This window comes from Micrococcus sp. MS-ASIII-49 (assembly GCF_000946635.1).
GTDB classification, from domain to species: domain Bacteria; phylum Actinomycetota; class Actinomycetes; order Actinomycetales; family Micrococcaceae; genus Micrococcus; species Micrococcus luteus.
The window spans coordinates 31172-43759 of the sequence record NZ_JXSP01000028.1; the positions used below are offsets into that span (position 1 = coordinate 31172).

A 12588-nucleotide genomic window follows, 5' to 3' on the forward strand; every position below is an offset into this window, starting at 1 on the left:
CCGTCAGGCTTCGGCCGTCGGCTCAGGCAGTGTCCGCACCGCGGCCACGAGGATCGTCTGCCAGGCGGCCTGAAGACGGCGCTCTCGTGCACCCGTCACGCTACCTGAGAGATGGCTGTTCAGCAGCAGGAAGAGGAGTGACTTCACGAGCGCGGCGTCCCTGGGGTCCATGCTCTTCGTCCGCCCGACGACGACGGACCGGTACCTCAAGTTCAGGGTGAGACACCGTCCTTCGAGGTCGACCTCGAAGAACTCGTCCTCGGGTAGGGAGCGCCACCGGATGTCGAACGGGTCGGCGTGTTCGATGAAGCCGGTGGCCTCTTCGAACGCCTGGTGCACCGTGGCGGGCAGACCCCCGCGAGGCTCGACCACGGAGATGGGGCGGGGTCTCCTGCTGCGGGTGTCCTGTGCATGGCCGCTGGCAGCGTCGAGGAAGTCCTGGATGCTGCGACCCTCCGAGTCCTGGGCTGCCAGCATGGCGTCGGCCAGGGTCGCGTCGACGACGATGCCGGTCTTCTCCGGGTTGATGGTCGTGTGTGAAGCGAGGGGGCCGTCGACGTCCACTGAGATCCGGGCATAGGCGAGGTCCGGGTCTGCCCGGACGAGGTCACACCAACCGCCGGCTTGAAGCAGCCTGTCGTGGCGATAGACGTACAGCCCCTGCGTTTTGAGGGGGCCGCCGCCGTCGAGCACGAACTGCCGCAACGAGACCCCCGTCGACGGCCAGACATGCGCGCGCATCGAGGCGTGCCCTCCCGGGACGGTCAGAGCGAGGTCGGAGGGGAAGCCCGGAGCTCCGGTGTTCGGGTAATCGAAGGGGTCGAGGGCGTGAACGGGCCGGGGGGCGCCCGACGTGCCGCCTTCTGCGACTTCCACCGTGATGTCCACCGTGCCCCGTTCGAGGAGACGATGGAAGACCACCCCGAGGTGGCGGAGGACGGTCTCCACGGTCTTCTCGAGCCACCTGGTCTGCTCGGTCGGGTCGTCGTCGTGGAGGAAGGTGCGGACGTCCTCCCATTCGACGAGCGTCCCGGTCTGGGAATCGGGAAGGCCGTCCGTAGACGCGAGTCTGCGTTCGGCATCCTGTGTGGAGAAGGACTCGACGACCGGTCCCGAGTCCAGCGTGGACCGGCGGAGCCGTCTGCCCACCGCGGGGGCCCCGAACCGTCGGGACCAGACCAGGAGGGTCTCCGCCTGGCTGAGGGAGGCGGCCTTGAGGCCCACTCCGAAGTGGCCCAGGGCGGACTCGGCACGTTTGTGACGATGGGCATATCGCATGGCGGCGTCCACAGCCGTGGTGTCCATGCCGCAGCCGTCGTCCAGGACCTGCAGGCCGGCCGCCACGCCGCCCTCGAGCAGGAACCGGACCTGAACGGTCCGGGCTCCTGCGTCGATGCTGTTGTCCACCAGGTCCGCGATCGCCGTCTCCAACGAGTGGTGGCGGCCGATCGCCGAGGTGATCGCCGGGTCGGGCGGCACCTGGACGCTGGAGACGGGGACGGCGGTGCGCATGGCGGGTCAGCCCTCCTGGAAGTGGGTCTTGATGAACCCCAGCTGTCGGGCGTTCTCACTGACGGTGCGGGACGTCGCGGTGCTGAACCCGGAGAACTTCTCCGCCTGGACCTCCACCAGGATCTCGAGGGTGTCGGGGTCGGCGTTCTGGAGATGGGACAGGACCTCGTCGATGAGGGTCTGGAAGGTCGACGGCAGATCCGCGTCACCCGCGACCTCCACCCGTCCGGAATAGCGCGCATTGGGCACAGCCCGGGCAGAGGGCGCCGGCGCCTCACGAAGGGGCGTCCCGCCTGGTCCGGCGGGTGACGGTCCCTCCGTGGGGGAGGGCTGATCGCCGGGGCTTTGGCCCGGGGCGTCCGCCGGCGGCTCGGAGCGGTGTTGCCTCTCCTTCTCGCGCTGGGCGGCGGCGAGGTCCGGGCGCACCAACAACGTGCCGTCGAGGATCTCGCCGAATTCCAGGTCCTCCAGAGGGACGGCGAGCCCCTTGTAGAGGCCAGTCTCCTCGTCATATCCGGTGGCCAGGGCGAAGCCCTGCTGCATGAACGCGGGGTCATAGAGGGCCGAGGCGACGGCCTTGGCCAGGACGTCGCGGTCCCTGAGCCGGGACATGTAGGGGAAGCGGGTGTGGATGTCCCACAGCTCGCCGAAGCGAATGTGCCCGCTGTTCCACCGGGGGAGCAGGAACTCCTGCACATCCATGCGGACCAACGCCGCCGCGGATTCCACACGCAGCAGGTCCTCCTTCACGAACTTCCCACCCGTGCGCTCGGCCAGGGACTTCTTCATCTGCCCGTCGCACTTGACGTGGGCGACGTCGAAGGGGAGGCGGGGATCGGGCTGGACGGCGTGGAGTCCCCAGGTCCAGGTCGACGTGATCTGGTCCTCGATCGTCCTGTTGGTGGTCTCCACCTGACGCTGGGCCTGAGCCTCGTTCGTCGGCGTGAGGTCCAGTGCGGTTCGCTCCTCGTGGATCGAACGCCACGCCAGATGGGACCGGGCGGTCGACTCCAGGTCCTTCCAGCGCCCGGCGTCACCGGCCAGCATGATCAGCGTGTTCGGCATGGCCCGTGCCGAGGATCCCCGGGAGGTCAGCAGCTGCCGGGAGAACTCCGTGGCGGGGCTCGACGTGTCCTTGGCCTGGTGCAGATGTTCGGGGTGCAAGACGACGAGGCGGACGGAGTCGTCCTCCGGAACGTCCGCGGTGGAACGTGGGGCGACCACGACCGCGCCGAACTCGGGGGTGTTCCGCGGACTGGACCGTTTCAGCCGCCCGACGACCTCGTCCCAGACGAGGCTGATGTCCAGCTGCCTTGCCCGATCGGCCGCGGTCCGGTTGAGGGACGGCTGCGTGTCGTACCAGAAGCGGTCGTCGGCGGAGTAGAAGTACGACGATGCGTCGTGCAGGGCGTTCAGCGCCGACGACACGTTGCCCACCACGTCCTTCGGCATGGCCAGGGACAGCAGGAGCTGCTTTCTGGGCACACCCTTGTGGGTGGTCGTCACGGTCGGGGCGGACTCGATCAGCACTGCTCGGGAGACGCGCACGGTGAGGGACCGGTTCCCGAGGTTCGGGCGTTCCCGATCCACGCGGCGGGCCACCGACTCGTCGCCGTCCACGTCGTTCTGGACGACCGAGTCCCATCCGTGGGGGAGGTACTGCACCAGTTCGCGGCGGACGACGGCCGAGTCCAGCGGGACCGTGCCGGCGGTGATCAGCGGTGAGGGGTCCTCGGCCGTCCACAGCTGGTGGACCACCGTGCTCATCAGGCGGAGCACGCCCCGGGTGCGCTGGAACTTCTCCAACGTCGACCACTCGGCGTACAGGCGGTCCAGGAGCTCGGGGTGGACGGGGTAGGAGGCGCGGATCCGGGCCTCGTAGGCGCCGTCCAGGACGTTGGACGGGAACTCCCCGGGATGGCGCCGGTAGAACTCGCGGAAGGTCCTGGCGGTGGCCGCGATCTGCTCCAGCTGGTCCGCCGTCGGCTGCTCGAAGAGCCGGCGCCGCACGATCTCGTAGGACTCGTCCCGAGCCGCGGGGGCCCATTGGTAGGCGACGCGGCGGACCACGTTGTCGAGGCGGGAGAGCGCCTCGTGGCCGAAGTCGCCGCCGACCTCGAGGTCCGAGGCGTGTGAGGCGCCGTCCTCCGTCCCGTCACCCTTGCGGGTGCTCGCGGGGATGGAGACGAGGAGCAGGATCCCCGGCACGGCCGCGGCCGCTTGGGTGAGCGCCTGGGCGAAGGTGAACTGCGTCTCGAAGTCACCGGCCGGCAGGGGGGAGCGGGTGCCGTCGTCGTGGACTCGGTGGGTGTTGAGCTGCCGCGCGTAGGCCACCCACTCGTCGATCAGGACGACGGCGGGCCCGAAGGCGGTGAAAAGGTCGCGGAGGGCTCCGCCCGGGTTGGTCCCGCTACGGTCCGCCTCGGCCACGTGGGCGTAGGCGGCGGCGCCGTCTCCGGTGGCGTCGCCCAGCTGCCAGGCGATCTCGCCCCACAGCGTGTTGACCACTGTGCCGTCCGGCTTGGTGACCGGCTGCCCCGGAGCGATCTCGTTGCCCACGACGGTGACCCGGCGGATAGGCGTCCCGACGGCCTCCTCGTGATGGCCCGCCAGGACGTCTTGGACGTCCTGGGGGAACTCGTGCAGCGGGCGCCCGGAGAACAGGTGCCACACGGCCAGCATGGAGTGGGTCTTGCCGCCGCCGAAAGTGGTCTGGAGGTTGATGACGGCGTCCGCGTTCCTGTCCCCGGACAGTCGGGCGGCCGCACGCTGCAGGAGCTCCCTCAGCCCTTCGGTGAGATAGGTGCGCCGGAAGAACTCGACGGCGTCGGTGTACTCGGTCGCCGGTTCATCGGGGGTCCCACGGGTGTCCTTGACGGCCACCCGGTACAGGTCGGCCGCGAACTCGGAGGAGGCGAAGTCCCCGCTGCGGACGTCCGGGTGGGGACGGAGCACCTCACGCCAGGGGCGGAGACCCGTGTCGTCCGTCCGCACCATGGTGGACTGGGCGCGGGTGGCCTGCCGGCTCTCCTTCTCGAACTCCGCCCGTTCGATCTCCCGCCGGATGAGGCGCACCCGGTCCGCCTCCGGGGCGGCGCCGACCGCGCGGAGCAGCAGTTCGATGGTCTCCAACGCCCGACGCGCCTGGTCCGCGGTGAACGGCTTGTGGTGGGCGACGGCATTGCGCACCTCCCTCAGCTCGCCTGCGTACCCCTGCTCGGTCCGCGAGAGCACTCCGTTGAAGGCGTAGCCGAGCGTGGGGAGGGGCTCCGTGAGGACACGGAACTGGCTCTGCGGGTCGGTGCGTTCGTGGATCGCGCCCGTGCGGCCGTTCTCCGCGTCCTTGGCTGTCAGGACGACCGTCCAATCATGCGCCCCGGCGGGGAGCTTGGGCAGGAGCACCTTGGTGATGAAGGGGTCCAGAGCGCCGGCGAGGACGCCGAGGGCCTTGTCGACGTGTTCCCGGTTACTGGCGGCCATCATTCTCCTCCGAGGTCGAACGTCCCCTGGGACGGGGTGACGGGGGTGGTGTGTGTTTCGTCCTGGATCTCCGTCCAGGTGCCGCCGAGGGCATTGAAAAGACGGGCATCCTCGGGGCGCCTGTCCTGCATCAGCTCATAGAGGCGATAGGCGAGGAGCTGGACTGCGTCCATGTCCACGTCGCCGCGTTCCTGCACAGCGGCGCTGAGCCGGGCGGCCGCGGCGACGCCGCCGTCCTCAGCGGAGAGGACCCGCGCGAGCTGGCACGTGACCTCCCAGACCGAGATGCGGTCGTCCTCTGCCGGGTTCCAAGTCTCGGGGAGTGCCGACGGACGCACCAGGCCCACCTTCCCCGAACCCGAGGTCAGGACGCCGGCGGACCGGAGCCCGTCCACGGAGGTGTTGGTGGCCGTGGCCAGGACGTCCGCGGCCCCGTAGGGGGCCGCTTCCCAGCCGTACTGGAGGTACCACTTGAGGCAGAAGCGGCTGTCCGCGTCAAGGTCGCTGTCGTTCTCCGAGAGGACCTCGTCCAAGACCTGGTTGATGAGGCCGAGGGCGGTCTTCACGGTCATCGGGGTCCCGTCGTTCTCCAGCACGGAGCTGTACCGGGAGAAGATCGCCATGCCCGGGCCGATGGTGGCCTGGGCCAGGTCCACGGGGGCGATGGCCCCCTGCTGCATCTCCACCAGGGCGGCCGGCAGCTCGGACTTGAGGGCGGAGATGAAGCCGCGCCGGCTGGTCGGTGCGGCGGTGACCGCACGGGGGCGGAGGGATAGCACGATGGACGACGCGAGGGCGTTGGTCCCCACGCTGACCATGCGGCCCGCTCGCTCTGAACGCACAGGCCAGGTGGCGGTGATGGTCCAGCCGGCGCCGATCATACCCTCGAGGAGGGTGGCCCAGCCGGTGGAGGTCACACCCTCGGACGCGAGCTCCTGCTGTTTGAACGCGTAGTAGACGGTGATGGGGAAGTCCTCAGAGGCGCCCTCACGGGCGCGTGCGAAGACGCGCTGGAAGCCCTCCTCGAAGAATTTCGACGCACCTTCCTTCCCGTCGTGGCGGTAGGGGTTCGCGACGAGCTCCTCCGTCTTCGGCACCAGCATGGTTGAGAACAGCCCGGGGTGGACGTCCCGGATGGAACGGCGTAGCCAGACGTAGAAGAAGTCTGACAGGTCGGAATAGCCGATGTTGTCGTAGTAGGGAGGATCCGTGGCCACGAGGACGTCCGAGTAGGACCGGCTGGACGCGTCGGCCTGGGTCACTTCCGCATGACCTGCTCCAACCGGACTGAGGCGGTCCACGGCAGATGCCACCCAGACAACATGTGACTCGAAATTCCCGACCGATGAGGAGAACGGATTGATCTCGGTGTAGTCCCACACCATCGGTATTGCCTGGCGGGCGAAGGTGCTGCGCACACCCTCTATCGGGGAGATCCATGAGCAAATGGTCGATGACCAATCCGCCAGTTTGGAAATCGCGAACGCGAGGTACGTGGTGACGGCGTCCGCGTAGGCGGCGGCGTCGGACCCGCCGTCGGCGAGGCGTTCACCTTCGGGCCTGCCGCTTTCGAGTGCATCTGCGAGCACCTGTTCACGGGCCTCAGTGACAAGGTCACTGAAGGTCGTCAGCGCGACCAGCTGCCGGTTGGTGAACAGGTCGGGCCATTCCTTCATCCCATAATTCGGTGTCTTGAAGTCCCTGGGATGGGCGGGCAAGGACCCTTGGGGCGAGCGGGGAGGGCGGCTGACGTCAGCAGCCTTGGACTGGAGCTCATGCGGTGCCAAGTAGAGACGTCGGCGATTCCCTGACCCGACCACTGCCATCAGTACTTGACGCATTCGCCCTGATTTGCCTTCGGCGCGGATGTACTTCAAAGGGACTGCCGTCCCGCAAGCAATGCACTGAGCGCCGGTTCGCCCCACAGTCCCGTCGGTCTCCGTCGTCGGGCCCGTGCTCGGATCATGCCCGATGGAGAACTGCACGCTACGACCCGAGGGGGCATCGGGGTCATCCACGACACTAGGGACCACGTACGCCTGCTTACCCTTCTTCTTACCCAGCCACCAGGAGCGGACCAGGGGCATCTCGATGCCACAGGCGGGGTTGGGACAGGTGACCGTCCGCGCCCAGATCCAGGCGATGGCCGTGGTCTCCGACGTCGCCCCCGTGCGCTCATCGGTGACCGTGACCGTGGGGTAGAGATGCCCGATGCGTTCGAGTGCGCGCTCACGCATCCAGGCGCCGTAGCGGCGTACGTCCTCCGCCAGGCCGCCGGCCCCGGGCCAGTCGCCCAGACGTTCCTCGGCGGCGCCGGGGTGGACAGGGGGAAGGCCTGCGAATCTTGGGGGGATCTCGACCTGGGCCTTATTGATCAGCACGGCCACGGGGTTGAGGTCGCTCGCGTGGGCCTCCAAGCCCAGTCGCTGCGCCTCAAGGGGGATCGTGCCACCGCCGGCGAACGGGTCCAGAATCGCCGGGGGGTTCCCATCCGTCGAGGCGAGGATCTCCGCGTGGGCCTCGCTCATGAGCTCGTGGTCGTCGATGTTCTCCCAGCGCACCAAGCGTCGGATGATGTCGTGGAGCCGCTCCCGTTCCCGGCGCTGGTCCTCCTCCGTGGGGAAGCGGTCCGGATGGGAGGAAGGGTCGTCCACGAGCTGGGCGAACAGTATGGCGCGGGCAGAAGCCAACGGGCGGCGCGCCCACCAGAGGTGCATGGTCGCCGGATGTCCCTTGCGGGGCACGGATTTCTCATGCGCGGAGGCCTGATTGACGTCCTCGAGGGGGAGGGAGACCTCGATGAGCTTCCGCCGCGGGACGGCTCCTGCTCCGGCGGGGAACGTGTCCGTGGTCATCGAAGGGCTCCAGACGAATCGTGCTCGGGCGCCGCCGGCCGGCGACGCTCCGAACCACTATAGAAGTCCTGTGCCGGGGTCCTTCGGGGTGGGCTGGATGTCAGTGGTCGGCCCAGTGGGGCAGCAGCAGTCTGCCGATCGCGGCTCCGAGCGGGATCGGCACGGCATTGCCGATCTGCTTGACGATCTGCGTCACCGACCCGACGAACAGGTACTCCTCCGTGAACCCCTGGAGCAGTGCCCCTTCCCGCGGGGTGATGGCCCTGTCCAGTACGGGGTGGAGATAACGCCCCTTCTCCGGCTTGGTGAACTCGGTCCGGATGGTCACCGAGGGCTGGTCCCAGTGGAGGCGCCCCATGACGTCACCGCTGCCCGTGGTGTGTTTCTTCCAGGCTTCGCATTGGAGTTCCGTGGGTAGTTGGAATCGGTTGCCCCCCTCTTTAATTTTTTTGAAACGTTTACGAGATAGGTCGCTGTAGTTGCGGTCCACGTGCAGCTCGGAGGTCTGGAAGGGTCCACGGAAGGTCTTCCCCTCGAACTCGTAGGTCCGCCCCTCGGGGAGGGGCGTCGTCGCCGGGAGCCCGCCGATGACGTTCCGGACGGTCCTGTACGTGGCCCGTGCGGTGGGACCGTGCGTCACGACCGGCCGTCCAGGGTCCCCCACGTCCTTCCTATATCCGATGACGATGGCGCGACGCCGCTTCTGTGCAGCCCCGTAGTCGGCGGCGTTCACGACCTCCGCCGTGAAGTCGTACTCCTTCAGCGGGCCATCCTCCTCCACTAGCTCCTTGAACAACGCATACTCCGGGGAGGTCATGAACTGGGGGACGTTCTCCATGACGAAGAAGCGGGGCCTCGCCGCGGCGACCGCCGCGGCGTAGTGACGCCACATCGAGTTCCGCTCATCGTCGAGCGCCTGTTTCCCCAGCGCGGAGAACCCCTGGCACGGTGGCCCCCCGACCACCAGATCGACCTGGGGGACACTCTCCTCCTGCAGCCAGTCCTCGATGCGGCCGCAGTGGACGTGCGCGCCGGGGTGGTTGGCCTGGAACGTCGCGGCAGCCCGCGGCTCCATCTCCACGGCGGTGACGGTCCGGAACCGCTTGGACGCCGACTCGAGACCCGCACTCAGCCCGCCTGCCCCGGCGAACAGATCCAGGACGGTGATGATCGACCTGTCCTCTGGCGTGGGCGAGGAGTCGGAAGAGGGGGCCACAGGCATGCGGAATACCTTAGCCGGCCCGTGGCGTCCCGTCGGCGAACGCCCGTGCCGACGGCGTGCCGGCTACCATCTCCGGTATGACTTCGACTTGGGCGTCGACTCCTGGCGTGCGGGCATCGATGCAGTCGAACAAGGGCCGCGACACCAAGCCCGAGCTCCTCGTCCGGCGGCTCGTCCACGCAGCCGGCCTCAGGTACCGCGTCAACGCTCGCCCGGAAAAAGATCTCCGTCGCACGGCCGACCTCCTCTTCCGCCCGGTGAAGATCGCGGTGTTCATCGACGGCTGCTTCTGGCACGGTTGTCCCGCGCACTACACGCGGCCGAAAGCGAACAACGCCTACTGGGCCGAGAAAGTGCAACGCAACCGGGATCGCGACACCGAGACCACACGCGTCCTCACTGAGCGCGGCTGGCTGGTCCTCCGGTTCTGGGAACACGAAGACCCGGCCGATGTCGCCGCCCGCGTCATCAGTTCTGTGGAAGCCAGGAGGCTCCGACGCATCGCAGGGGCCACCTGAACCGCTCTCCCGGGGCCAGGGGCTTCTCCTGGCCCGTTTCGCGAACGAAATCGCCTCTGCAGCCCCCGTTTCGTCAACGGGAGTGTTCTCCGGAGGCTCCCGTCTGCTTCGGGGACGGTCCTTCCTCAAGAACTCCGGCCCATTGTCACGGGCACCCGTGGGCTCGCGGGACCGACTCGCCCACGGGCTGCTGCACCGCAGACGCTATTCGTCCGGCGGCAACTCAGTCGGACGCCCACCCTGGCCAAGCCCCGGCCACGGGGGATGGACTGAAGCAACTGGCATCCCCGCCGAACCGCAGCACCCAGGGAGGGCTCCCATGAAGACCACTGCCGCCGTCGCCACCGCCGCCGAGACCCCGCTGACCCTCATGGAGGTGGAGATCGACGAGCTTCGCCCCGATGAACTCCGCGTTCGCATGGTCGCTTCGGGCGTCTGCCACACAGACGCCATCGTCCGCGACCAGTGGTATCCCACTCCGCTGCCGGCCGTCCTCGGACACGAAGGTGCTGGCGTCGTCGAGGAGGTGGGGGCCGGCGTCGTCGACTTCGCCCCCGGAGACCGGGTGCTTTTGTCCTACAGCACCTGTGGTCACTGCCGCGCATGCATGGAGGGCGCGCCGGCTTACTGCAAGGATTTCTTCAGCCTCAACTTCGGGGGGGCGGCGCACCGACGGTTCGTCCGCCTTCACGCGCGACGACGAGCAGGTCTCCTCCCACTTCTTCGGTCAGAGCTCGTTCGCGGCCCTGGCCAACGTGCCGGTTCGCTGCGCGGTCAAGGTCGGCGCGGACGCCCCTCTCGAGACCCTCGCGCCTCTGGGCTGTGGCATCCAGACCGGCGCCGGCGCCGTGCTGAACGTGCTCCGCCCCGAACCTGGCGCCACCGTGGTCGTGTTCGGCGCTGGTGCAGTCGGTCTCTCAGCGGTGATGGCCGCGAAGGTCGCCCGCGCGGGCACGATCATCGCCGTGGACATGCACGAGGACCGCCTCCGCCTCAGTGAGGAGCTCGGGGCCACCCACACGTTCAAGGCCGGCGACCCTGTGGCCGCACGCATCCAGGAGATCACCGGCGGCGGTGCCGAGTACGCCGTGGACACCACCGGCGTCGCCGCGATATTCGGGGACGTCGTCGACTCCTTGGCCCCGCGCGGCGTCCTCGCCGTGGTCGGCGCGGCCGCACTGGGCACCCAGGCCTCCTTCGACATCGGCACGAACCTGCCCAAGGGCGTCACCATCCGCGCGGTCGTGGAGGGCGACTCCATCCCCCAGGTCTTCGTGCCGCGATTGATGGCCCTGCACGCCGCGGGTGAGTTCCCGTTCGACAGGCTCGTGAAGACCCACCCGTTCGAGCAGATCAATGACGCTTTCGAGGACTCCAAGTCCGGCGTCACGCTCAAGCCGGTCGTGGTCTTCGGCCAGGACTGACCGGACCCCAGAACCTAGACGCCCACCTCCAAACGATAGGAGCACCTCATGACCCCCACGACCTTTACCCCCGCCACGTTCCACGGCAACCGTGTGGACCAGCAGTTCATCGCCGGCCAGTGGCGTGATGGCGCCACCGGTGACCGTGCGTCGGACATCAACCCCTACACCGACGACGTCGTCGCCGAGTTCGCCCTCGCCACCGCGGAGGACCTCGACGAGGCCTACCGCGCCGCCGCCGCGGCCCAGGAGGAGTGGGCCGCCACGCCGCCGAAGGACCGCGCCGCCGTCCTGCGTCGTGCGGCCGAGATCCTCGAAGAGCGCCGCGACGAGGTCATCGACTGGCTCGTGAAGGAGGCCGGCTCCACCCGCATCAAGGCGGACACCGAGGTCAACCTCGCGATCGCCATCACCCAGGAGGCTGCGAGCTTCCCCACCCGCGTGCACGGGAAGATCTTCGATTCCAACACGCGGAACCGCGAGACGCGCGTGTACCGCAAGCCGGTCGGCGTCGTCGGGGTCATCTCACCGTGGAACTTCCCGCTGCACCTGTCCCAGCGCTCCGTGGCTCCCGCGCTCGCGCTGGGCAACGCGGTGGTCCTCAAGCCTGCGTCGGACACCGCGGTCACGGGCGGCACCCTGATCGCCCGCGTCTTCGAGGAGGCAGGACTGCCCGCCGGCGTGCTGTCCGTCGTGGTGGGCTCCGGCTCCGAGATCGGTGACGCCTTCGTCACGCACCCCGTGCCGCGCCTGATCTCCTTCACCGGCTCCACTGCTGTGGGCAAACAGGTGGCCGCGAACGCCGTCACCGGGGACACCATCAAGAAGGTGGCGCTCGAGCTCGGCGGGAACGCGCCGCTCGTGGTGCTCGACGACGCCGACCTCGACGCAGCGGTCGACCAGGCCGTGCTCGGCGGCTACCTCCACTCCGGGCAGATCTGCATGTCGGTGCAGCGCGTGATCGTGGACGAGTCTGTCTACGACGAGTTCCTGCCCAAGTACGAGGGCGCGGTGAAGGCGCTCAAGGTCGGCGACCCTGCTGAGGAGGGCGTCCTGGTGGGGCCGATCATCAACGACTCCCAGGTCGAGAGCCTCAGGAAGAAGATCGCGTCGGCGGAGGCGGACGGTGCCCGGGCGCTCGTGGGCGGCGAGATCCAGGGCCGTGTGGTGCCGCCTTTCGTCTGGGTGGACGCCACGGCCGACATGGACATCGCGCGTGAGGAGATCTTCGGCCCCATGACGGTGGTGCTCAAGGCCCGTGACGAGGCCCATGCGCTCGAGCTGGCCAACGACCACGAGTACGGCCTCTCCTCGGCCGTCTTCACGCAGGATCTGGACCGCGGGCTGCGTTTCGCGGACGGACTGGCGGCGGGCATGAGCTTCATCAACGAGATGACCGTGCAGGACGAGGCGCACGTGGCCTTCGGCGGCGCCCGGAACTCCGGTCTGGGGCGGTTCAACGGCGAGTGGGCCCTGGAGGAGTTCACCACCGACCACACCATCGGCGTGACGCGGGTGGGCTGACCCGGACCGGTTACGCGCAGACCCCCTGCTGAGTGACGAGCCCTGCGATATGG

At 68.5% G+C, this 12588-nt stretch carries 8 protein-coding genes; 4 read left to right on the forward strand and 4 right to left on the reverse strand.

Annotation, left to right across the window (positions count from 1 at the left end; translation table 11 throughout):
- Window positions 1–3 precede the first annotated feature (3 nt).
- From SJ20_RS01805 to SJ20_RS01820, 4 genes are all read right to left on the reverse strand, one after another.
- Window positions 4–1512, reverse strand: a complete 1509-nt coding sequence (locus SJ20_RS01805; RefSeq protein ID WP_044658740.1) for an ATP-binding protein — start codon at window positions 1510–1512, stop codon at window positions 4–6.
- Between the two features lie 6 nt (window positions 1513–1518).
- Entirely contained in the window at window positions 1519–4992 is a 3474-nt protein-coding gene (locus tag SJ20_RS01810) for a Swt1 family HEPN domain-containing protein (protein ID WP_044658741.1), read from the reverse strand.
- Window positions 4992–7847 (reverse strand): DUF1156 domain-containing protein, encoded by a 2856-nt coding sequence (locus tag SJ20_RS01815; protein ID WP_044658742.1) that lies wholly within the window; start codon window positions 7845–7847, stop codon window positions 4992–4994. Before SJ20_RS01815 ends, SJ20_RS01810 begins: the two co-directional genes overlap by 1 nt.
- A gap of 100 nt (window positions 7848–7947) precedes the next feature.
- Entirely contained in the window at window positions 7948–9069 is a 1122-nt protein-coding gene (locus SJ20_RS01820) for a DNA cytosine methyltransferase (RefSeq protein ID WP_044658743.1), read from the reverse strand.
- A gap of 107 nt (window positions 9070–9176) precedes the next feature.
- Between SJ20_RS01820 and SJ20_RS01825 the strand changes: the two genes are divergently transcribed.
- From SJ20_RS01825 to SJ20_RS01835, 4 genes are all read left to right on the forward strand, one after another.
- A complete protein-coding gene (locus SJ20_RS01825) occupies window positions 9177–9587 on the forward strand; it encodes a very short patch repair endonuclease (RefSeq protein ID WP_309225922.1) in 411 nt (136 codons plus the stop codon).
- A 418-nt stretch (window positions 9588–10005) separates the two neighbouring features.
- Window positions 10006–10587, forward strand: a complete 582-nt coding sequence (locus SJ20_RS12105; protein ID WP_235281218.1) for an alcohol dehydrogenase catalytic domain-containing protein — start codon at window positions 10006–10008, stop codon at window positions 10585–10587.
- Complete coding sequence (locus SJ20_RS12110; RefSeq protein WP_235281216.1) at window positions 10514–11011, forward strand: zinc-binding dehydrogenase; 498 nt, start codon at window positions 10514–10516, stop codon at window positions 11009–11011. Before SJ20_RS12105 ends, SJ20_RS12110 begins: the two co-directional genes overlap by 74 nt.
- A 48-nt stretch (window positions 11012–11059) precedes the next feature.
- Complete coding sequence (locus SJ20_RS01835; RefSeq protein ID WP_044658745.1) at window positions 11060–12535, forward strand: aldehyde dehydrogenase family protein; 1476 nt, start codon at window positions 11060–11062, stop codon at window positions 12533–12535.
- Window positions 12536–12588: the final 53 nt, after the last annotated feature.

Coding starts and splice junctions, on each gene's coding strand:
- SJ20_RS01805 (WP_044658740.1), bottom strand. CDS start 1,512: ATGCGCACCGCCGTCCCCGTCTCCAGCGTCCAGGTGCCGCCCGACCCG.
- SJ20_RS01810 (WP_044658741.1), bottom strand. CDS start 4,992: ATGGCCGCCAGTAACCGGGAACACGTCGACAAGGCCCTCGGCGTCCTC.
- SJ20_RS01815 (WP_044658742.1), bottom strand. CDS start 7,847: ATGACCACGGACACGTTCCCCGCCGGAGCAGGAGCCGTCCCGCGGCGG.
- SJ20_RS01820 (WP_044658743.1), bottom strand. CDS start 9,069: ATGCCTGTGGCCCCCTCTTCCGACTCCTCGCCCACGCCAGAGGACAGG.
- SJ20_RS12105 (WP_235281218.1), top strand. CDS start 10,006: ATGGTCGCTTCGGGCGTCTGCCACACAGACGCCATCGTCCGCGACCAG.
- SJ20_RS12110 (WP_235281216.1), top strand. CDS start 10,514: ATGGCCGCGAAGGTCGCCCGCGCGGGCACGATCATCGCCGTGGACATG.
- SJ20_RS01835 (WP_044658745.1), top strand. CDS start 11,060: ATGACCCCCACGACCTTTACCCCCGCCACGTTCCACGGCAACCGTGTG.